Annotated in this window: 20 protein-coding genes; 5 read left to right on the top strand and 15 right to left on the bottom strand. The window is 64.6% G+C overall.

The window, feature by feature from the left end:
- Positions 1–6: 6 nt before the first annotated feature.
- The gene (gene tcuA, locus CO669_RS25730) at positions 7–1,398 is read right to left on the bottom strand and encodes an FAD-dependent tricarballylate dehydrogenase TcuA (protein ID WP_097662742.1); all 1,392 of its coding nucleotides are present in this window, start codon (positions 1,396–1,398) and stop codon (positions 7–9) included.
- 149 nt (positions 1,399–1,547) lie between these two features.
- Here tcuA and CO669_RS25725 point away from each other — a divergent pair, with 149 nt between their 5' ends.
- Positions 1,548–2,243, top strand: coding sequence for a GntR family transcriptional regulator (locus tag CO669_RS25725; protein ID WP_097662741.1), 696 nt, complete (start codon positions 1,548–1,550; stop codon positions 2,241–2,243).
- A 4-nt stretch (positions 2,244–2,247) separates the two neighbouring features.
- On the opposite strand, the gene CO669_RS25720 is transcribed toward CO669_RS25725, so the two are convergent.
- From CO669_RS25720 to mobB, 14 genes are all read right to left on the bottom strand, one after another.
- Positions 2,248–3,003, bottom strand: coding sequence for an IclR family transcriptional regulator (locus tag CO669_RS25720; protein WP_097662740.1), 756 nt, complete (start codon positions 3,001–3,003; stop codon positions 2,248–2,250).
- A gap of 8 nt (positions 3,004–3,011) precedes the next feature.
- The gene (locus CO669_RS25715) at positions 3,012–3,893 is read right to left on the bottom strand and encodes an NAD(P)-dependent oxidoreductase (protein WP_097662739.1); all 882 of its coding nucleotides are present in this window, start codon (positions 3,891–3,893) and stop codon (positions 3,012–3,014) included.
- A 59-nt stretch (positions 3,894–3,952) separates the two neighbouring features.
- Positions 3,953–5,149, bottom strand: coding sequence for an ABC transporter substrate-binding protein (locus CO669_RS25710; RefSeq protein ID WP_097662738.1), 1,197 nt, complete (start codon positions 5,147–5,149; stop codon positions 3,953–3,955).
- Between the two features lie 16 nt (positions 5,150–5,165).
- On the bottom strand, positions 5,166–6,023 hold the full coding sequence (locus tag CO669_RS25705; protein WP_097662737.1) for an alpha/beta fold hydrolase: 858 nt from the start codon (positions 6,021–6,023) through the stop codon (positions 5,166–5,168).
- Positions 6,020–6,463: a hypothetical protein gene (locus CO669_RS25700; protein ID WP_097662736.1), complete on the bottom strand. Its 444-nt coding sequence runs from the start codon at positions 6,461–6,463 to the stop codon at positions 6,020–6,022. Before CO669_RS25700 ends, CO669_RS25705 begins: the two co-directional genes overlap by 4 nt.
- Before the next feature lie 183 nt (positions 6,464–6,646).
- Positions 6,647–7,729, bottom strand: coding sequence for a HupE/UreJ family protein (locus CO669_RS25695; protein WP_097662735.1), 1,083 nt, complete (start codon positions 7,727–7,729; stop codon positions 6,647–6,649).
- Positions 7,730–7,747: 18 nt separating this feature from the next.
- Entirely contained in the window at positions 7,748–8,221 is a 474-nt protein-coding gene (ybaK, locus tag CO669_RS25690) for a Cys-tRNA(Pro) deacylase (RefSeq protein WP_097662734.1), read from the bottom strand.
- Between the two features lie 252 nt (positions 8,222–8,473).
- Positions 8,474–11,242, bottom strand: a complete 2,769-nt coding sequence (gene fdhF / locus CO669_RS25685; protein WP_097662733.1) for a formate dehydrogenase subunit alpha — start codon at positions 11,240–11,242, stop codon at positions 8,474–8,476.
- Positions 11,239–12,948 (bottom strand): NADH-ubiquinone oxidoreductase-F iron-sulfur binding region domain-containing protein, encoded by a 1,710-nt coding sequence (locus tag CO669_RS25680; RefSeq protein ID WP_097662732.1) that lies wholly within the window; start codon positions 12,946–12,948, stop codon positions 11,239–11,241. Before CO669_RS25680 ends, fdhF begins: the two co-directional genes overlap by 4 nt.
- Before the next feature lie 244 nt (positions 12,949–13,192).
- Positions 13,193–13,447, bottom strand: a complete 255-nt coding sequence (locus CO669_RS25675) for a hypothetical protein (protein ID WP_097662731.1) — start codon at positions 13,445–13,447, stop codon at positions 13,193–13,195.
- Positions 13,448–13,538: 91 nt separating this feature from the next.
- A complete protein-coding gene (locus tag CO669_RS25670) occupies positions 13,539–15,194 on the bottom strand; it encodes an OFA family MFS transporter (RefSeq protein ID WP_097662730.1) in 1,656 nt (551 codons plus the stop codon).
- A 321-nt stretch (positions 15,195–15,515) separates the two neighbouring features.
- Positions 15,516–15,779 (bottom strand): sulfurtransferase TusA family protein, encoded by a 264-nt coding sequence (locus tag CO669_RS25665; RefSeq protein ID WP_097662729.1) that lies wholly within the window; start codon positions 15,777–15,779, stop codon positions 15,516–15,518.
- Between the two features lie 48 nt (positions 15,780–15,827).
- Positions 15,828–17,084 (bottom strand): molybdopterin molybdotransferase MoeA, encoded by a 1,257-nt coding sequence (locus CO669_RS25660; RefSeq protein WP_097662728.1) that lies wholly within the window; start codon positions 17,082–17,084, stop codon positions 15,828–15,830.
- A 9-nt stretch (positions 17,085–17,093) separates the two neighbouring features.
- A complete protein-coding gene (gene mobB / locus CO669_RS25655) occupies positions 17,094–17,621 on the bottom strand; it encodes a molybdopterin-guanine dinucleotide biosynthesis protein B (RefSeq protein ID WP_097662727.1) in 528 nt (175 codons plus the stop codon).
- A gap of 280 nt (positions 17,622–17,901) precedes the next feature.
- Here mobB and CO669_RS25650 point away from each other — a divergent pair, with 280 nt between their 5' ends.
- The 4 genes from CO669_RS25650 to CO669_RS25635 all read left to right on the top strand — a co-directional run bounded on the left by CO669_RS25650 (position 17,902) and on the right by CO669_RS25635 (position 20,260).
- On the top strand, positions 17,902–18,792 hold the full coding sequence (locus CO669_RS25650; protein WP_097662726.1) for a formate dehydrogenase accessory sulfurtransferase FdhD: 891 nt from the start codon (positions 17,902–17,904) through the stop codon (positions 18,790–18,792).
- Entirely contained in the window at positions 18,773–19,429 is a 657-nt protein-coding gene (gene mobA / locus CO669_RS25645) for a molybdenum cofactor guanylyltransferase MobA (RefSeq protein ID WP_097662725.1), read from the top strand. The genes CO669_RS25650 and mobA overlap by 20 nt, the downstream gene beginning before the upstream one ends.
- Positions 19,430–19,601: 172 nt before the next feature.
- Complete coding sequence (locus tag CO669_RS25640; RefSeq protein ID WP_097662724.1) at positions 19,602–19,781, top strand: hypothetical protein; 180 nt, start codon at positions 19,602–19,604, stop codon at positions 19,779–19,781.
- Between the two features lie 95 nt (positions 19,782–19,876).
- Positions 19,877–20,260, top strand: coding sequence for a hypothetical protein (locus CO669_RS25635; protein ID WP_143278734.1), 384 nt, complete (start codon positions 19,877–19,879; stop codon positions 20,258–20,260).
- The last annotated feature ends 118 nt before the right edge of the window (positions 20,261–20,378 follow it).

Below are 20,378 nucleotides of genomic sequence, written 5' to 3'. Positions count from 1 at the left end.
CTTTTTCTAGTTCTTCGCGTGGCGCGCCGCTTCGCGTCCTGCGATCCGCCCGAACACGCTGCCGATGGTCATGCCCATGCCGGCGGCGTAGCCCTTGCCGAGCACGTTGCCGGCCATGATTTCGCCGGCCGCGAACATGTTTCCGGACGGCTTGCCGTCGGCCATCAGCATCCGCGCCTCCTTGTTCACGCGCGTGCCGAGATAGGTGAAGGTGATGCCGGGTCGCACCGGATAGGCGAGATAAGGCGGCGCCTCGATCCTGCGCGCCCAATGCGTCTTGGGTGGCGTGATGCCCTCGGTCACGCAATCGTCCAGAATGGTGTGATCGAAGGTCCCGGGCCGCACCGCGGCGTTGAATTCGGTGATCGTCCTTTCCAATGCGGCCGGATCGAGCTCGAGCTTGCCGGCAAGCTCGGCAATCGACTGCCCGGCGATCGGCGGAAACAGCGTCGGCATGAAGGAGGTGACGACGGAGGAATCGAAGATGATGTAGGCGATCTGGTCGGGCTGCGCCGCGACCAGCCGGCCCCAGATCGCGTAGCGCTTCGGCCAGATTTCCTCGCCCTCGTCGTAGAAGCGCTGGGCATGCTTGTTGACGACGATGCCGAACACGACCGAGTCATGCCTTGTGATGATGCCGCCGTCGAATTTCGGCGCGCGGGCGTCGATCGCAACCGCGTGGCACTGGGTGGGATCGCCGACCTCCTGCACGCCCTTGTCGAGCAGCATCCTCAGGACCGAGCCGCGATTATAGGGCGTGCCGCGGATCAGGAAATTGTCGGCGGCCTCGCCCCAATATTGCTTCAGCCATTCGATGTTGGCCTCGAACCCACCGGCAGCAGCGACCAGCGAGGTGGCGCGGATCTCGGTCTCGCCCCTGATCGGCCGCTTGAGGCGGGCGGCAAGGAACATGCCGTCCTCTATCACGAGGTCGGTGACCTCGGCATCGTATTCCACGTCGACGCCGAGCCGCTCGGCGGTCAGATACAGCGCGTTCAGCATCGCCCGGCCGCCGCCGAGGAAGAAGGAATTGGTGCGGCCGAGACTCAGCGTACCGCCGAGCGAGGGCTGCCAGCGCACGCCCTGCTCCACGATCCAGTTCAGGATGTCCTTGGACTCCCGGATCATGTGCCGCGCGAGCACCTCGTCGGTCTTTCCGCCGGTGACGCGCAGCAGATCCTCCCAGAATTCCTCCTCGGTATAGGGTCCGGTCAGGATTTCGGTCGCGGCGTCATGGGCGCAGCGCATGTTGCGGGTGTGGCGGGTGTTGCCGCCGCGATAGAATTTTGGCGCGCCTTCGAGGACCAGCACCGAGGCGCCGCCGCGACGCGCCGCAATCGCCGCGCACAGCGCCGCGTTGCCTCCCCCGATCACCAGCACGTCGTACTTGCTGCTCATGCCGTTTGCCCGATGCGACAAGGTTGGAAACTTTCTGCCCACCGGCAGTCCCGGTCAACCCTGACAACCATTGCGCACGTTTGTATACAAAGATATACAGAGGGCCTGCAAGCGGCATCTCTGCATGGGCAGGATGCCCCCGAGGGATCATGGCCAGACGCCCGGCAAAGACAGGCCGATCGATAACGCGCGGCGGCGGCGTTGCGCTCGGTGAAGCCGTGTTCCGCTCGCTTTGCGAGGCGCTGCAGGCCGGCAGCTATCGCGCCGGCGACCGCCTGCGCGAGGAAGAGGTCGCCCAACGGCTGAAGGTCAGCCGCACGCCGGTGCGTGAAGCGCTGGGCCGGCTCGCCGCGCGCGGCTTCGTCGAGCCCGCCGCCGGCCGCGGGGTGATCGTGCGCAACCTCGACATCTCCGAGGTGCTCGAACTCTACGCCATGCGCGAGATCATGGAGGGCGCCGCCGCGCGCCTTGCCGCGGAGCACGCCTCAATCACCGAGATCGAGGCGCTCAGGGACATCGAGCAGGCCTTCGTCGAGGCCTCCGCGACCGACGCCGCCGAGATGGCAGGAGACATGGCAAGGCTGAATCGCGCCTTCCACGAAACGATCTGCCGTGCCGCGCGCAACCGCTATCTCGACAACGCCTCGCGCGAATTGCAGGACTGGATCGCCCTGCTCGGCCCGACCACCTTCACCGTCACAGGACGTCCCTCGACCAGCCACGGCGAGCACCAGGCCATCATCGCGGCCATCGCGGCGCGCGACGGCGACAAGGCCGAGCAGCTCGCGCGCGCCCATATCCGCGAGGCGCTGCGTTGCCGGCTCAAGCTGCTGCAGAAGCAGTAGGCTTCTATCGCCGTGCCCGGCGCGCGGGAATCGCCTCCTCGGCTGCATCAGCCAAGGCGCTGTCGAGCCGGTCGGTCGGGCCGCCCAGCGCGCGCGTCAGGCGGAGGGCGGCTTTCAGCAGCAGCGACGTCATCGTCTTGATGTTGTCCCGCGTGAAGCGCGGCTTAGGCCCCGAGAGCGAGAGCGCACCGACGCACGTTCCGCCCGGTCCGAACACCGGACAGGCGAGCCCGGCGCAGTCCGGATCACGCTCGCCGAAGGAAACTGCGATACAACCCTCGCGAATCTCGTCGTAGCTCTCGCCCTTCTCGCCGTCGAAGGCCAGAATGATCCGGCCGGCCGCGCCGCGATCGAGCGGCAACAGCATGCCGGCTTCCACCCGGTCCAGCGTCGAATGCTGGGAATCGACGCGAAAGACGCAGAGCCGGCGCCTGGCGTCATGCCGCACGTGGAACGAGGGGCTCTCGGTCCCGTCGGCCACGAGCTGCCGCAACAGCGGCACCACCCGGTCATGCATGCTGTTGCTGCGCTGGTAGACCGCACCGAGCCGGAACGGCGTCGGGCCGAGATGATAGCGGCCGTCGGCAAGCTGCATGAGATAGCCGAACTCCTGCAGCGATGCCATGAGACGCAGCAGCGTGCTCTTGTACATCTTGGTGCGCCGGGCGAGCTCGGCCAGCGTCATCGGCTCCGGCGCATCCTCGAAGGTCGCCAAAATGCTCAGGGCGCGGTCAACGGCGGCAACACCGGGCGAAGGCATGCGGTCTCCTATTGGGGAAATCCAGAGGGATCGATCAGCTTGGCGATGACAGGAAAGTACGCATCGCCCATGCCCTTGTCGATCGTCTCCTGGAAGATCTCGCGCATCAGCGCGGCGCCGCGCAGGTTCAGGCCGGCCTGGGCTCCCAGCTCCAGCGCGTAGGACAGATCCTTCATGGCATATTCAGTCGAGAAAGCCCGCAGCGGAAACTCCTTGACGACGATCGCCTTCATGCCGTGATTGCGCAGCGCAAAACTGTCCGCCGATCCCTTCGACAGCGTCTCCAGCAGCAGCTTCGGCTCGACCCCGCTGTGCTTGGCGAGCGCGACGGCTTCAGCCAGCGCGTTGACCGTCTCGAACAACACCATGTTGTTCAGGATCTTGGTCACCTGCCCCGCGCCGGTCCCGCCGCAGAGCGTGACATCGGTGGCGAAATGCCGGATCAGCGGCTCGACCGTGGCGAACTGCTCGGGCGTCGCGCCAACCATGACGCTGAGCGTGCCGTCCTGCGCCGCCTGGCGGGTGCGCGCGATCGGCGCGTCGATCCAGAGCGCGCCCTTCTCGGAGAGCTGTTTTGCGAACGCGCGCGTCTGACCGACATCGGAGGTGCCGAGATCGATCACGGTCTGACCGCTTCTGATCGCCGGCAGGATGCTGGCGAAGACCGACGTCACGTGCTTTGCACTGGGCAAGCACAGGAAGATCGTCTCCGCACCGGCGACGACATCCTCGATCGAGTTCGCCGCGATCCCGCCGTCAGCCACGATCCGCGCCAACGGCTCCGCAGCGAGGTCGAACGCAAGCACCCCTCGTCCGCTCTTGCGCAACAGGTTGCGGCAGATCGGCTCGCCCATGACGCCAAGACCGATGAACCCAATCGAACCAGACATTCCGTATTCTCCTCGAAATCCTGCGACCGGACGGCGACCATGCCGCCCGGTCGGCACGGCTATTTCACCAGCGGGCAACCGCCCTCGCTCATCGGCCGGAACACCTCGTCGCCCGGCTTCGAGCTGACGACACGGTAATAATCGTACTTGTACTTGGATTCCTCCGGCTTCTTCACCTGGACCAGATACATCGTGTGCAGCACGCGCCCGTCGGGACGGATCGCGACATCCTTGTTGTACATGTCGTTGACCTTCAGCTCGTGCATCTTGGCGGCAACGGCCGTCGTGTCGGTGGTGCCGGCGGCCTTCACGGCGGCGAGATAGTGATGGACGCCGCTGTAGACACCGGCTTGCACCATGCTGGCAACCTTGCCGTCCATCAGGCCGGCGTAGCGCTTCGACCAGGCCCGGGTCTGCTCGTCGAGATCCCAGTAGAACGAGGTCGTCACCTGCAGGCCTTGCGTGACCTTCAGGCCGAGCGAATTCACGTCGGTGATGAAGACGAGCAGACCGGCAAGCTTCTGGCCACCCTCGACGACGCCGAACTCGCCGGCCTGCTTGATTGCGGTCTGCACATCCGCGCCAGAGGTCGCGAGCCCGACGACGTCGGCCTTGGAGCCCTGCGCCTGCAACAGGAACGAGGCGAAGTCGGCGGTGCCGAGCGGATGGGCGGCCGAGCCGATCACCTTGCCGCCCGCCGCTTCGATGAACTTCGTGGCGTCGCGCTGCAGCGCGTGACCGAAGGCGTAGTCGGCCGTGACGAAATACCAGGTCTTGCCACCGGCGCGCGTAATCGCGTCACTCGTGAGCTTCGACAGCGCATAGGTGTCGTAGTTGAAGTGGAAGCTGACCGGCGAGCAGGACTTCCCCGTGAAATCGGACGAGCCGGGGCCGGAGATGACGAAGATCCTGTTCTTCTGCTTGGCAACTTCGAGGATGGCAAAGCCGGCGGAGGATGCCGCGCCGTCCGCGATCATGTCGACACCCTCATTGTCGAACCACTTTCGCGCCGTGGCCGACGCGATGTCCGGCTTGTTCTGGTGGTCGGCCGAGATGATCTCGATCTTCTTGCCAAGCACCTCGTTGCCGAAATCTTCGGCTGCGAGCTTTGCGGCCGCGACCGAGCCGCGTCCGCCATTGTCCGCGAACACGCCGGACTGGTCGTTGAGCACGCCGATCCTGATGACATTGTCGGCCGCAATTGCGGCACTCGCCTGCACGGCCAGAACGGCCGCCATCACCCAACGCAACTTCATAACATACGCCTCCCGTTTACAACTTCTGCTTATCGAGAATGTCTTGCAGCACCGGCGCGATGTAGCGGCGGAACTGGTCAGGGTTTTCGCTCATCGGAAAATGGCCGAGCCGCTCCATGACGGTCGCCTTCGCGCCGGGGATGCTGGCGGCGGTGCGCAGCGTGTCCTCGGGCGTGCAGGAGAAGTCGTACTCGCCGGTCAGGAGATAGAGCGGACATTGGTTGACGTCGATGGCACAGGTGCGTCCGCGCAGGTCGCCGTCGACACGATAGAAATGGAGATCGCCCTTGAAGATGCCGGGGCCGCCCTGCTTGTAACCCCACAGCGTTTCGTTGCGCGCGGCCTCGGGGCCGTTTGGCGCGATCAATCCCGACACCAGGGCAGCGCAGATCTCGCCGCCATGGACGTCGGGCCGGTTCAGCCACGCCGTGTCGTACCAGGGCTGCTGGAAGTCCGCGGCCTCAAGCCCGATCAAGGCACGGAATTCACGCGCATGCGCGATGGCGAGATTGAGCACGATGCGGCCGCCGATCGAGCAACCCATCACCACGGGCCTGTCCAGCCCGAGCGCTCCGCAGAACGCGCGAATGGTCGCGGTGTAGCTGGCAGTGGTCAGCCGGTACTCGCTGCCATATTGGCCGTCGGGCGGATTGGACTTGCCATGCCAGGGCATGTCGAAGGCGATGACGCGGAAATGTTTGGTGAATTCATCGTCCACCAGCAGATGACGCCACTGCCGCGCGTCGGAGCCGGCGGTATGGAGGCAGACCAACGGAATGCCGCTGCCGCTCTCCTCGAAATAGATCCGGTTGGTCTCACCGTCGATCTCGACATGAACGTAGCGACCGACGATCGGCTCGATGAAGCCGCTCATGACGCAGCTCCGAAATCGTGGCGACGCGGTAGAGCGAGCAGATCCTTGAAGTATTGGAGATGAGTCATGAAGGGATGGATCTCGCCTTCGAGCGTCGCCTGCCCGCGCTTGGTCAGCGCCAGAAGGTCATGCCAGCCGGCCGGCGGCATCGTCTGCCAATAGGCGGCGAACGCGGCGGGCGTCGCGCGATAAGCGAAGCGCCATGAGCGCATCAACACCGGCGCAGGAATCATATCGGCGATCTGCCCGGCGCGGATCGTGACGTGGAACGGCTGCGTGCTCGGCCCGAGCAGGCAATCGACGTCCAGCCATCGGCCTCGCGCGATCAACGCCGCGTCGCGCGCCAGCAGATCGGGGATCGCCTTGAAAGCCGCAAGAACGGCGTCAGGCGTGAATGGCACCGGCGGATCGGCGTCGTGGCGAACGCGTTCGGATTCCATCGTTTCGTCCCTCGAAGGCCTTCGTTCTGCTAGACAGAACGACATTCTATTTCTAATCCAGTTCTATACAGGGCTTGCGAACGAACTCAAGTCCACACCGCAATCGTGGGAAGGAGTGCCCCTGCAGAGGAGAGAGGCCTGACGCGCGACGATGGGATGTGGAGCCGAACGCGTGGCTCGCGATCAAGCCTCGAGGACTCGCATGATCAACCAATAGCTGCCGAGCAGGCTGATTGCCGCGGATACCGCATAGACCAGCTTCGCCGCCCTCACCGGTTCGCCGCGATCAGCCGCGGTCAACCGATCCAGCGTCCCGAGCACCTGCAGCACGATCGCGACGATCGCGATCTGCCCGACCTCGACCCCGATATTGAAAGCACCGAGAGCCGGCACGATCGCATTCGGCGGCAAGCCGACCTCACGCAGCACGCCGGCAAAGCCGAAGCCGTGGATCAGGCCGAACAAGAAGGCGACGCGCCAGCGCCTGTCGATGTCGCGCTCGACGAAGTTCTCGACGGCAACGAAGATGATCGACGCTGCGATCGCCGGCTCCACGATGCGGCCGGCGACGACGACGAGGTTGAGCGCGGCCAGCGACAGGGTGATCGAGTGTGCGACCGTGAAGGCGGTGACGATCTTGATGACGGGAATCAGCCGGCGGGCCCATAGCATCACGGCGATCAGGAAGGCAATGTGATCATAACCGAGGAAGATGTGCTCGATGCCGGCGAGGAGATAGCGCTGGATGGTCGGCCACGACGACGGCGTCGCCGAAAGCGTCACACTCGTGTGGCCCGCGTCGAGCAAAGCTTGCGTCTCGGACTTGTCTCGTGCGATCAGCACGACCTGGCGAGCGGTCGGATCCGTCTCGGTCAGCACGCTGGAGCGGTAGACGACGGCGCCGGCGATGCTGGCGCAAGCAAAACGGCTGCGATAGACGACGCCGTCGCCATCGGGCAGGATCGCGGCATCGCCGCGCGGGCACGGCGTTGCGCCGCTCGTGACGGCCAGATGCTTGTCGAGATAGGCGAAGATTGCGGCTTTGGCCGCTTCGACCGCGGCCGGATCGACCGTGTCCTGCCGTGTATCGTACACCTTGGCGCCGATCAGGCGATCGATATCGCTGCCCTTCAGGCCCAACTCGACGCTCACCGTGCGATCTCCGGCCAGCGCGACGCGGGCCGTCACAAGGTTGACCTGATGCGCCTCAGCCGGCAGGCAGAGCCCCAGCAGAACCGCAAGCCACAGGAGCTGCGGCCGGATCATGGTTGCGCTCCGCCGTCCTCACGCCAGCACATCCGCGGCGACCGCCTTGAGGACAGCCCGCACGTCGGCAGGCCTCAGCCGCACCTGCAGGCCGCGCTGTCCACCGTTGAGATAGACGAGGTCATGGGCGAGCGCGCTCTGCTCGATCACGGTCGGCACCTGCTTGCGCTGGCCGAACGGACTGATGCCGCCGACTTTGTAGCCGGTCACGCGCTCGGCCTCCGGCGGCTTCATCATCTGCGCCGACTTGCCGCCCGCGGCGGCAGCGAGCTTCTTCATCGAGACTTCCTGATCGGACGGCACGACCACGCAGACCGGCTTGCCGTCGACCTGCGCCATCAGCGTCTTCAGCACGCGCGCGGGGTCTTCACCCAGTGCGGCAGCGGCCTGGAGGCCGATGCTCGCGGCGTCGGGATCGTAGTCATAGGCGTGAACGGTGAAGGCGACACCGGCGGCGGTGAGCGCCCGGGTGGCTGGGGTGACTTTGGACATGGGTCACGTTTAGCATCGTGAAGCGCAGGCTGACACCACACAATCACTGTCATCGCCCGGCTTGATGTTTAGACGGTGGGCGATCCAGTATTCCAGAGACCTGCATTGAGGAGCTTGTTCTCACCACATCCGCCGCAGCGTACTGGATGCCCCGGTCAAGCCGGGGCATGACAGCGGTGGAGGTGGCAAGCCGCCTTCGCCGGGACGACAGCGCTGGGTTGGCGGCACCGAGCCGCCAAGCAACGCCGATGCCTACTCCGCCGCGTCCCGCATCTCCGCGCGCTCGGCCCTCGCCGCGCAGAACTTGAACTCCGGGATCTTGCCGAACGGATCGAGCGCCGGGTTGGTCAGCAGGTTCGCCGCCGCCTCCGCGTAGCAGAACGGCATGAACACCATGTTCTCCGGCACGTCGCGATCGGAGCGGACCTTGACCTCGACCGCACCGCGGCGGGTCTCCAGGCGGATGAAATCGCCGGGTGCGAGGTTCTTCTTGCGCATGTCCTTCGGCGACATGAAGGCGACCGCCTCGGGCTCGATCTGGTCGAGCACCTGGGCGCGGCGGGTCATCGAGCCGGTGTGCCAGTGCTCCAGCACGCGCCCGGTCGACAGCACCATCGGATATTCGGCGTCCGGAATCTCGTCCGGCGGGATCACCTTGGCCGGCACGATTTTGCCGCGTCCGCTCGCGGTCGGGAAGCCCGTGGTGAAGATGATCTCGTTGCCGGGCACGTCGGGGCCGTCGACTGGATATGTGACGGCGCCTTCGCGCACGAGGCGCTCCCAGGTGATGTTCTTCAGCGACGGCATCAGCTGCGCCATCTCGGTGAAGACGTCGCCGGGGCCGGCATAATTCCACGGCAGGCCCATGCGCTTGCCGATCTCCTGGATGATCCAGAGATCCTGCCGCGCATCGCCGGGCGGCTTGATCACCTGGCGGGCGAGCTGCACGCGGCGATCGGTGTTGGTGAACGAGCCTTCCTTCTCCGCAAACGCCGAGGCCGGCAGGATGACGTCGGCGTGGAAGGCGGTCTCGGTGACGAAGAGATCCTGCACCACGAGATGATCGAGCATGGCGAGCGCCTGGCGCGCGTGCTGGAGATCGGGATCGGACATCGCGGGATTCTCGCCCTCGATATACATGCCCGTGATCTCGCCGGCGTGGATCGCGTTCATGATCTCGACCACGGTCAGGCCGCGGACGGGATCGAGATCCTGGTGCCACAGCTTCTCGAAGCTGCCGCGCAGATCGTCGCGGCCGACCGGCTGATAGTCCGGCAGGAACATCGGGATCAGGCCGGCGTCGGAGGCGCCCTGCACGTTGTTCTGGCCGCGCAGCGGATGCAGGCCCGTGCCGGGACGGCCGACCTGGCCGGTGATCAGCGCGAGCGCGATCAGGCAGCGCGCATTGTCGGTGCCGTGGACGTGCTGGCTGATGCCCATGCCCCAGAAGATGATCGACGATTTTGCGCGCGCGTAGGTCCGCGCGACCTCGCGCAGCGTCTGCGCCGGGATGCCGCAGATCGCTTCCATCTTCTCCGGCGTGAACTCCTTGATCTTCTCCTTGAGATCCTCGAAGCCTTCGGTGTAGCCGGCAATATACTGGTCGTCGGTCAGGCCTTCGGTGATGATCGTGTTGATCATCGCATTCAGCATGGCGACGTCGGAGCCGGGCTTGAACTGCAGATGCTTGGTCGCATGGCGCGACAGCGTTTGCCGGCGCGGATCCATCACAAACAGTTTTGCGCCGTTCTGCTTGACCGCGTTCTTGATGAAGGTCGCGGCGACCGGATGGTTCACGGTCGGGTTGGCGCCGATCACGATGATGACCTCGGCGTCCATCGCGGCGGCGAACGGTGCCGACACCGCGCCCGAGCTCAGGCCCTCGAACAGCGCCGCCACCGACGAGGCGTGGCACAAACGGGTGCAGTGGTCGACATTGTTGGAGCCGAAACCGGTGCGCACCAGCTTCTGGAACAGATAGGCCTCCTCATTGGAGCCCTTGGCCGAGCCGAAGCCGGCCAGCGCCTTGACGCCCTTCTCGTCGCGGATCTTGACGAGGCCCTTGGCGGCGATGTCGAGCGCCTCTTCCCAGCTCGCCTCACGGAAATGCGTGAAGGGGTTGGCGGGGTCGACCTGGTCGTTGGCGTCCTTCTTCGCGTTCGGCAGCCGCACCAGCGGCTTGGTCAGGCGATGCGGATGATGGATGTAGTCGAAGCCGAAGCGGCCCTTGACGCACAGGCGGTTGTGATTGGCGGGGCCGTCGCGGCCCTCGGCATAGATCACCTTCTCGTCCTTGACCTCGTAGGTCACCTGGCAGCCGACGCCGCAGAACGGGCAGAGCGAATCCACCTTCTTGTCGGCATAGGTGACGCGGGTCTGCTTGTCGTCGAGCATCACCGCCGGCATCAAGGCGCCGGTCGGGCAGGCCTGCACGCATTCTCCGCAGGCGACGCAGGTGGACTCGCCCATGGGGTCGTCGAAGTCGAACACGATTTTGGAACCGTGACTGCGATACGCCATGCCGATGACGTCGTTGACCTGGACCTCGCGGCAGGCGCGCACGCAGAGGCCGCACTGGATGCAGGCATCGAGGTTGACGCGCATCGCCGGATGGCTGGCATCGGTCGCCCAGCGCTCGGCGGCGGGGAAGCGGCTCTCGGTGACGCCCGTGGTCTCGGCCCAGTGCCAGAACTTCGAATCCGGATCGTGGCTGGTCGCGCGCGCCGGCTGGTCGGCGACCAGCAGTTCCATCACCATCTTCTGCGCAGCCGTCGCGCGGGCGCTCTCGCTCTTCACCTTCATGCCGACCGACGGCGTGCGCTTGCACGACGCAGCCAGGACTCGCTCGCCCTCGATCTCGACCATGCAGGCGCGGCAATTGCCGTCGGGCCGATAGTCGGGCGCGGGTGAATAGCACAGATGCGGAATCTCGCGGCCCTGCCGCTTCGCCACCTGCCAGATGGTCTCGCCGGGTTGGGCCTCGACCTGCTTGCCGTCGAGCTCGAACGTAATCTTGGTCATTCAGCCGCTTCCTTGAACTCGTCAGGGAAATATTTGATCACGGTGGCCAGCGGATTCGATGCCGCCTGTCCGAGCCCGCAGATCGAGGCATCGCGCATCGCCTGGCTCAATTCTTCCAGCAGAGCGCGGTTCCAGACCGGCTTCTGCATCAGTTGCGCCGCCTTCTGGGTTCCGACCCGGCACGGCGTGCATTGGCCGCAGCTCTCGTCCTCGAAGAACTTCATCAGATTGAGCGCCGCCGCGCGCACGCTGTCCTTTTGCGACAGGATCACGATCGCGGCCGATCCGATGAAGCAGCCGTATTTCTCCAGCGTGCCGAAATCGAGCGGGATGTCGTCCATCGACGCCGGCAGAATGCCGCCGGACGCGCCGCCCGGCAGATACGCGTAGAACTGATGGCCGTCGGCCATGCCGCCGCAATATTCGTCGATCAGCTCGCGCACCGTGATGCCTGACGGCGCGAGCTTCATGCCGGGATTTTTCACGCGGCCCGAGACCGAGAAGCTGCGCAGGCCGTGCCGCTCATGGCGACCATGGCCCTTCCACCAGTCGGCGCCCTTCTCGACGATGTCACGCACCCACCACAGCGTCTCGATGTTGTTGATCAGCGTCGGCAGGCCGAACAGGCCGACCTGGAACGGATAAGGCGGCTTGTGCCGGGGCAGGCCGCGCTTGCCTTCGATGCTTTCCAGCAGCGAGGATTCCTCGCCGCAGATATAGGCGCCCGCGCCGCGGCGCATGTGCAACGTCGGGCCGCCAGCAGGCAGCTTTGCGATCTCGCGCTCCAGGATCTCGCGCGAGGCCGGATATTCGTCGCGCAGATAGATGTAGACGTCGGAGGCCTGCACGACATGCGCGCCGATCAGCATGCCTTCGAGGAAGCGGTGCGGATCGCTCTCGAGATAGACGCGGTCCTTGAACGTGCCGGGCTCGCCCTCGTCGCCGTTGATTGCCATCAGGCGCGGGCCGGGCTCGCCCAGCACGGCACGCCATTTGCGTCCCGTCGGGAAGCCGGCGCCGCCGAGACCGCGCAGCGAGGCGTCATCGAGACCCTTCAAGAGAACGTCCGTCGGCAGCTCGCCCGACCGCACGCGGCCGAGCAGCTTGTAGCCGCCGCCAGCAACATAGGCGTCGTAGTCGATGTATTTGGGCAGATGAGCGTGGGTATCACCGGCCTTGGCGGCCGCCATCACGTTGGCGACGGTCGCATGGTCGACGAAATTGTGCCCGACCTCCGCCGCCGGCGCGGTGTCGCAGCGGCCGACGCAGGGCGCGCGCACGACGCGGATGCCGGGGCCCGAGGCCTCTTGCAGATCCGCGAGCAGCTTCTCGCCGCCGAGCATCGCGCAGGTCAGCGAGTCACAGACACGGATCGTCAGCGGCGCGATGTCGGGCTCGCCTTCCTTCACCACGTCGAAATGCGCATAGAAGGTCGCGGTCTCGAACACTTCGGCGAAGGCGAGCTTCATCTCGTCGGCGAGCGCGGCGAGATGCGCGGCCGAGATCTGATGATATTTGTCCTGGATCAGGTGCAGATATTCGATCAACAGATCGCGCCGCCGCGGCCTGTCGCCGAGCAGCTGCTCGATCTCGTGCGCGGCGGTGGGATCGACGAGACGGCCCTTGGGCGTGGCCTTGGCGCGCCGGCGCCCCTCGCCCGGATGTTCGAAGTCTCTGACCTTGTGAACGTCGTCGTTGCTGCTCATGGAAACGTCGCGTTCTCCTGAAATGCGCGATGAGTTTAGGCCAGATCGCCCGTGCGAGCCGCCTTCATTTCTGGATCGATCGGGGAAACCGCAGGTTCCTGCGTTGCTCCGATCGGGTCCTGTTCAACGCAACCTTAGTGTCTGGCATGCCAGATGCAAGGAAATTTAGAACGACTCTATAAGGATTTAGGATCAGGCGGTCACCCGCCATGCCCCTTCCACCCAAACGCGACGCGGAACTTCCTCAGCTCTTGTTCATGCACTCTTCGATGTAGAACCAGCGGTCATCGCCGGCGAGACCCTTCGATTTCACCTCGGCGCGGCAGGCCTTCAGCTTCGGCTTGTTGGCGGCCCATTTGGTCTTCATGTCCTTCAGCTTCTGCATGGTGAGCTTGATCTTGCCAGGCTTGGCTTCGGTCGTTGCGGCAGTCTGTGCCGATGCGGTGTGAAGGCCTGCGGCCAGCAGCATGGCGGCGAGGCAGATACGGGTGCGAAGCATCAGATTCCCCCTAAGTCCCATTCCCAATGATGTTGAAAAGGCCAACACCGCGGGATGCCGATGATCGGCATCCCCAACGGTGTCAATGCGATCAGAGAATCTTGACCGCGCTCTCCAGCGTCTTCCAGACACCCCACAGCAGGGGAATGCCGACGAAGGCCCAGAACAGCGCCGCCTTGGCGTCGAGCCCGCCAAATCCGATGCCGTAGGAGCCGTGCGGCCCCGACGCAGCAGCGGTGGCGCTCGCGGCCTGCAGCTTGGCAACGTCCGCGTCCTTCATATGCCACTTTGGATCGACCGGCTTGATCAAGTAGTTGCAGATCAGGCCAGCGACCAGCATGGCGCAAAGGATGTACATGGTGGTGTTGTAGAGCTGGTCACGCGGCACGCCCGCCGCGAGTTGGAACTCGCGCATGTAGTTCACCACGACCGGGCCGAAGATGCCCGCGGTGGACCACGCCGTGAGCAGCCGTCCATGGATTGCGCCCACGAACTGGGTGCCGAACATGTCGGCAAGATAAGCCGGCACGGTCGCGAAGCCGCCGCCATACATCGACAGGATGATGCCGAAGCCAAGCACGAACAGAAGTTTCGAGCCCATCGCCGCAAAGGTCGGAGCCAACGCGTAGAGCACGATGCCGAGGATGAAGAACGTATAGTAGGTGTTCTTGCGTCCGATCTTGTCCGACAGCGAGGCCCAGAAGAACCGGCCACCGATGTTGAACAGCGACAGCAAGCCAGCGAAGCCCGCGGCAATGCCCGCGATCGTCGCCTTCTGCGTGGCATCGAGCTGGTTGAAGCTGACGTCGGGCAGGCCGATCAGTTTGCCGGCGAAGATCTCCTGCAGCATCGGCGAAGCCATGCCAATCACGCCGATACCCGCGGACACGTTGAGACAGAGCACCAACCAGATCAGCCAGAACTGCGGAGTTTTGTGCGCGTCGTCGAGATGGACGTTGCTCTTCGAGATCATCGCGTTGGCCTTGACCGGCGCCGTCCAGCCCTCCGGCTGCCAGCCGGCCGGCGGAATGCGATAACGGAACGCGCCGATCATCATGAATACGAGATAGATGACGCCCATCGCGACGAACGTCTCCCAGACGCCGACCGAGGTCGGGGTCTTGAAGTAGTTCATCAGGATGTTCGCCAGCGGCGCGCCGATCATGGCGCCGCCGCCGAAGCCCATGATGGCCATGCCGGTCGCCATGCCGCGGCGATCCGGAAACCACTTCACCAGCGTCGACACTGGCGAGATATAACCCAGACCAAGTCCGACGCCGCCGATCACGCCTGACCCCAACCACATCAGCCAGAGCTGGTGGGTATAAACGCCGATCGCGCCAAGGAAGAGGCCGCCGCACCAGCACAGTGCCGAGACGAAGCCGGCCTTGCGTGGGCCGACCCGTTCGAGCCAGCCGCCCCAGATGGCAGCAGCAAGGCCGAGCACCACGAAGAAGAGCGTGTACATCCAGCCCAGGCTCGCGACCTTCCAGTCGCAGCTCGTCGTGAACAGTTCCTGCCACAGCGACATGTCGGGGCAGGCCTTCGGCGCGGTCAAACCGATCGCGCGCGACAATGGCAACCAGAACACCGAGAAGCCGTAGGCCATGCCGATGCACAGATGGATACAAAGCGCGGCTGGCGGCACCAGCCAGCGGTTGAAGCCGGCGGTCGCGATGGTCCGCTCGCGATCAAGAAAACCCGCGCCTGCGGCTGAAAGTGTCCCAGCGCCTTCGATTGTAGCCATACATTCCTCCCCTCAGCTGCCCTTCTGAGCAGCCTGCCGCTACTATCCTGTTCCTCAGCTCGTTGCGGTGCAGACGATTGTCCCTGCTGCTCCGCACAATCTTCTGACGCGCGCCAGGATCGTCACGCGCATCCGAAATTGTTAACCCCTCGCGCGGGGCGCTATGCCCGATACGACGTGCAGGCTTCGTGGGTATGGCCCGTTCGATCCGCGTATCGCAGACAAGACTCAACCTCCGCGCCCGCACGGAGATTGTCAATTGGGGCAGAAGCCGTGATCGATGTCGATAGATAAAAGGTCGGTATCAGCGGAGTAACGCGCTCAAGAACGCAGCGCACCATTTGCTCCGTCTATCGAACCATTCGTTTTTTCTATCAAGAACACGATGCGCGCATCGTTGCGCTCGGTGATCTCCACCGTGTCGCCCGTCTCGCGGATCAGGTTCGGAATGTCAATCACCGACAGGGGATCGGTGCAGTGAACCTCGAGCTGGTCGCCCGGCTGCAACGGTTTCAGCGCCTTGCGCGTCTTGAGGGCAGGCAGCGGGCATTTCAGCCCGGTCAGATCGAGCGTCGTTCTGGTCATGGCGGCAACATGGCGGGAGGGAGTGACGACGTCAACGCAACGAAATCTCTAGAGCAGACCGGCATAGGACAGAAAGCCTACGCGCTGCCCAGGCTCGACCTGCGTCACCTCCTCGCCGAGCTCGACGAGGCCGTCGGTTTCGACCAGCGAGGACAACAGCCCCGCGCCCTCGCGCGGAAACTTGATGGCCTCGAGCCCGCCGTCCTGCGCGCGCCGCAACGAGGCGCGCACATATTCACGCCGGCCCGCCTTCTTCTTGTAGGTGAACGCCGCGCGCAACGGGATCGGCGCCAGCGGTTCCGGCAGGCCGCCTGCCAGCGCCAGCACCGTCGGCCGCACCACATGGACGAAGGTCACGAAGCTCGCGACGGGATTGCCGGGCAATCCGATCAGCGGCGTGCCGTCGATGATGCCCATCGCCACGGGCCGGCCGGGCTTGATCGCCATCCGCCACAGCACCAGAGAGCCGATGCTCTCGACCGCGGCCTTGACGTGATCCTCTTCACCAGTCGACACGCCGCCGGTGGTGAGGATCAGATCGTGTTGCCCCGCGACCTGCTTCAGGCCGTTTGCAAGCGAGGTCCGCTCGTCGCGGAGAATGCCGAGGTCGCTGACCTCGCAGCCGAGGCGGCGCAGCATCGCCATCAGCATGAAGCGGTTGGAATCGAACAGCTGCGAGGCGGCGCGCGGCTCGCCGGGAGACGCCAGCTCGTCGCCGGTCGAGAACACCGCAACGCGAATGCGCCTGACGACGTCGAGACGGACAAGCCCGAACGCCGCCGCGAGCGCGACGTGCTGCGGCCGCAAGCGCTGGCCCGCGCGGAGCGCGACATGTCCTCGGGGAATGTCCTCGCCGGCGGGCCGGACATTGGCACCGGGCTTCAGCCCCGGCGGCAGCACGATGCGGCCTGAAGCATCGACGCGAACATCTTCCTGCATGAAGACGGTTTCGGCACCCGGCGGCATCGGCGCGCCCGTGAAGATGCGCGCGGTGTGGCCGGGCTTGATCGTGGCCTGGGCCAGCCCGCCGGCCTGGATGCGGCCGTCCAGCGGGAACGCCTGCTCGCCGCCCACAGGCAGATCGGCACTGCGCACGGCGTAGCCGTCGACGGCCGAGTTGGTGAACGGCGGCAGCGGCAGCGGCGCCGCGACGTCGCGCACCAGCACGCGCCCGTCCGCCTCGACCAGCGTCACCGTCTCCAGATCGGCGATGGCGTTGACGCGTGTCGTGATGAGACCGACGGCCTCGTCGACCGACATCATCGGGCCGCCGAAGGCAAAGCAATCGTCAGAGAGTTGCGCCATGTTGCCTCGTCAGCGTATCGCGGCGCTTTTCGCCACCGCTTCCTCGACCGGCATCGCCGCGCGCAGCAGCAACGCCGCAGCGGCCGCGATGTCGTCGAGATGGACAGTCGGCAGGGCTGTGTCAATGGCGATGTCGGTCGCGATCCCGGCAATCCCGGGATCGTCGGGAAACAGCAGCGGCTTGCCGTTCGCAGCGCGATGCACCTCGATCTTGCGATGCGGCTCGCGCTTGAAACCTTCGACCACGACGAGATCGACAGCGGACAGCTTGCCCAGCAGTTCCGGCAGCCGCGGCTCCGCCGCGCCGCGCAGCTCGTGCATCAGGGCCCAGCGATTCGACGACGCAATCAGCACCTCGGCCGCGCCGGCCTCGCGATGGCGCCAGGAATCCTTGCCGGGCACGTCGACGTCGAACTGGTGATGCGCATGCTTGATGACCGAGACGCGCAGGCCTTGCGCGCTGAAATGCGGAATCAGGCGGGTCAGCAGCGTGGTCTTGCCCGCACCGCTCCAGCCCGCGAGGCCGATGACTTTCATTCCAGCTCCGTCTCAACAAGCCGCATGGTCTGCGGTGGAACCACCGCTCCCTCCCCGTCATTGCAAGGAGCTCGTGCGCAAACTGCGCAGCAATTTTGCACCGAAGCGACGAAGCAATCCAGACTGTCACCGCAGAAATAGTCTGGATTGCTTCGCGGAGCCTGTCATCGGGCCGCGCTTCGCGCGGACCCGTTGGCTCGCAATGACGAACGGAGGGATTTACCTATTCTCGCCCATGCTTATATCGGCTTGACGCGAATGTCATGCTAACCTCGCCGCCATGATGAAGATCGACAAAGCCCCGGTGCCCCTGATCGTCCCCAATCCGGACGATCCGCGCCTGACCCAGAGCGTGACCGGCACCGACCAGACCGGCGCCAAGGTCGAGATCAAGGTGCCGATGGAACGGCCGCTGACGCTCTATTTGAATGCGCAGGAGATCGTCACCATGATGACGATCGGCGACTATCCGGAATATCTGGCGCTCGGCTATCTGCTGAACCAGAACATGCTGAAATATAATGACGCCGTCACCGAGGTCGAATACGACGACGATCTCCAGGTGGTCGTGGTGCGCACCGAACATCACACCAATTTCGAGGCCAAGCTGAAGAAGCGCACGCAGACCTCGGGCTGCGCGCAGGGCACCGCCTTCGGCGACCTGCTCGAAGCCGTCGAGAGCGTCGCACTGCCGAAGGCGGAGCTGCGCACCTCCTGGCTGTACCAGATGACGCAGACCATCAACACCATGCCCTCGCTCTATCTCGAGGCCGGCGCCATCCATGGCTGCGTGCTCTGCAAGGAAGGCGCCCCGCTCTGCTACACCGAGGATGTCGGCCGCCACAACGCGGTCGACAAGATCGCCGGCTGGATGTACCGCCACGGCGTCGACCCCGGCGACAAGATCCTCTACACGACGGGGCGCCTCACCTCGGAGATGGTGATCAAGACGGTACGGATGGGCATTCCGATCCTGGTGTCGCGCTCCGGCTTCACCGCCTGGGGCGTCGATCTCGCAAGGCAGGTCGGCCTGACGCTGGTCGGCCGCACCCGTGGCAAGCGCTTCATCGCGCTCGCGGGCGAGGAACGCATCGTCTACGACCAGGATCTCGCTTACGTCGAGGAGGAATCGGCGAAGCACAAGCGCAAGGGTGAAGCGAGTGACGACTGATTCTCCGGCCACGCGCATTCCACCAACTCTTGGCGTGCTGCTCGCCGGCGGCCTCGCGCGGCGCATGGGCGGCGGCGACAAGCCGATGCGCACCATCGGCGGCCGCACCATCCTGGAGCGCGTGATCGCGCGATTGACGCCCCAGTGCAGCGGACTGATCCTCAATGCCAACGGCGATCCCGCACGCTTCGCGCCCTTCGGCTTGCAAGTCGTCGCGGATGACGTGCCCAACTTCCCCGGCCCCCTCGCCGGCATCCTTGCCGCGCTCGACTGGACCGCTGCGAACCGGCCCGAGATCGAATGGGTGCTCAGCGCCGCCGGCGACTGCCCGTTCCTGCCGCGCGATCTGGTCGCCCGCCTGCACAATGCGCGGAGCCGGGACAACGCGCAGCTTGCGGTCGCCGCCTCGGGCGAGCAGACGCACCCCGTCATCGGCCTGTGGCAAGTCGCCCTGCGCGACGAGCTGCGCCACGCGCTGGTCGTCGAGGACATCCGCAAGATCGACCGCTGGACCGCGCGCTATCCGCTGGCAACGGTGACGTGGCCGACCGCGCCGCTCGATCCCTTCTTCAACGCCAACACGGTCGAGGATATCGCCGAGGCCGAGCGGCTCGCAGCGCTGGATGACGCAGCCTAGAGCTTGCACTCATTAGGGGGCTGGCCGACGGATGTCCGCGTGGGCCCACAGCGCCGGAGAAGCAGCAATCTTCCGATGTCGCTGAAGGGCCAGAAGCGGAAGCGAAACTGGGCTAGAATTAAAGAAGCCGCCAAATGATGCAGCAGCAATCCTGGCTGGCTAGGAAAGACTGATGAGTAAATTAAAGTTCTCCCAGCGAAAGGCGCCAAAAATAGTCTTTCTAACTTTTATCTTCGTGGCATGGACTTGGATAATTGGCCAATACGATTTTCTTTTCGCCGTCATAGGCGGTGTGGGGTTGCTTGCCTTCTATTGGAAGATCGGCGCATTCGACTGGTTTTTGGAACCTTGATCGAATTGCGGTTACTCTTCCCAACTTGTCAGCAACGGGTCACAAGCGGCCTCAGCGGGCATGGCTGTGAAAGTCCGCTACGGGCCAAGAGCGGAGTGAGCGTTCTGAAGAGGCCTTACGCCGCACTTGCGACAACTGCGATCACGGCCCCCATAACGGGCAACGATCAAGGACTTCGATATCTGGGAGGTATTCGCTTGTTTAAGTTTTTTTCGGCGGCGCGTAAGGTGACGAAGCTGATCATGGGCGGATACGTCGTCGAAAAAATTGATGTCCGTGCGAACGCAGGCATGACGACCGTATCACTGCAACGCAAGATAAATTCGGAAACCGGCCAATATTACATCGTACTTGCTGAACTTACGCCGGGAAACTTTCAGTTCGTTGCATTTGACCAAGGTGAGTTCGCTTCGTTCGCCAATGCTGTTGCGAAGATGCAAGAAGCGCTCGCGCAGCAGGCCGCTGGCATCCAGAGCTAATTCGCATCCCAGTGGCCAATAGATTAAAGCCGTAGCCAATTTCCGCTTCGGGTCGATTTCGTTGAAAAAGGCAGCGGCAATCCGATGGATTGGCGCCAGCTCCGAAGCGGCCTAGCGC

This window comes from Bradyrhizobium sp. Y36, assembly GCF_002531575.1.
In the GTDB taxonomy this organism is placed as follows: Bacteria; Pseudomonadota; Alphaproteobacteria; order Rhizobiales; family Xanthobacteraceae; genus Bradyrhizobium.
This window is presented reverse-complemented; position numbering and strand designations above follow the sequence as displayed.

Excerpts from the sequence above, each read along its gene's own strand:
- tcuA (WP_097662742.1), bottom strand. The coding sequence starts at position 1,398 with ATGAGCAGCAAGTACGACGTGCTGGTGATCGGGGGAGGCAACGCGGCG.
- CO669_RS25725 (WP_097662741.1), top strand. The coding sequence starts at position 1,548 with ATGGCCAGACGCCCGGCAAAGACAGGCCGATCGATAACGCGCGGCGGC.
- CO669_RS25720 (WP_097662740.1), bottom strand. The coding sequence starts at position 3,003 with ATGCCTTCGCCCGGTGTTGCCGCCGTTGACCGCGCCCTGAGCATTTTG.
- CO669_RS25715 (WP_097662739.1), bottom strand. The coding sequence starts at position 3,893 with ATGTCTGGTTCGATTGGGTTCATCGGTCTTGGCGTCATGGGCGAGCCG.
- CO669_RS25710 (WP_097662738.1), bottom strand. The coding sequence starts at position 5,149 with ATGAAGTTGCGTTGGGTGATGGCGGCCGTTCTGGCCGTGCAGGCGAGT.
- CO669_RS25705 (WP_097662737.1), bottom strand. The coding sequence starts at position 6,023 with ATGAGCGGCTTCATCGAGCCGATCGTCGGTCGCTACGTTCATGTCGAG.
- CO669_RS25700 (WP_097662736.1), bottom strand. The coding sequence starts at position 6,463 with ATGGAATCCGAACGCGTTCGCCACGACGCCGATCCGCCGGTGCCATTC.
- CO669_RS25695 (WP_097662735.1), bottom strand. The coding sequence starts at position 7,729 with ATGATCCGGCCGCAGCTCCTGTGGCTTGCGGTTCTGCTGGGGCTCTGC.
- ybaK (WP_097662734.1), bottom strand. The coding sequence starts at position 8,221 with ATGTCCAAAGTCACCCCAGCCACCCGGGCGCTCACCGCCGCCGGTGTC.
- fdhF (WP_097662733.1), bottom strand. The coding sequence starts at position 11,242 with ATGACCAAGATTACGTTCGAGCTCGACGGCAAGCAGGTCGAGGCCCAA.
- CO669_RS25680 (WP_097662732.1), bottom strand. The coding sequence starts at position 12,948 with ATGAGCAGCAACGACGACGTTCACAAGGTCAGAGACTTCGAACATCCG.
- CO669_RS25675 (WP_097662731.1), bottom strand. The coding sequence starts at position 13,447 with ATGCTTCGCACCCGTATCTGCCTCGCCGCCATGCTGCTGGCCGCAGGC.
- CO669_RS25670 (WP_097662730.1), bottom strand. The coding sequence starts at position 15,194 with ATGGCTACAATCGAAGGCGCTGGGACACTTTCAGCCGCAGGCGCGGGT.
- CO669_RS25665 (WP_097662729.1), bottom strand. The coding sequence starts at position 15,779 with ATGACCAGAACGACGCTCGATCTGACCGGGCTGAAATGCCCGCTGCCT.
- CO669_RS25660 (WP_097662728.1), bottom strand. The coding sequence starts at position 17,084 with ATGGCGCAACTCTCTGACGATTGCTTTGCCTTCGGCGGCCCGATGATG.
- mobB (WP_097662727.1), bottom strand. The coding sequence starts at position 17,621 with ATGAAAGTCATCGGCCTCGCGGGCTGGAGCGGTGCGGGCAAGACCACG.
- CO669_RS25650 (WP_097662726.1), top strand. The coding sequence starts at position 17,902 with ATGATGAAGATCGACAAAGCCCCGGTGCCCCTGATCGTCCCCAATCCG.
- CO669_RS25640 (WP_097662724.1), top strand. The coding sequence starts at position 19,602 with ATGAGTAAATTAAAGTTCTCCCAGCGAAAGGCGCCAAAAATAGTCTTT.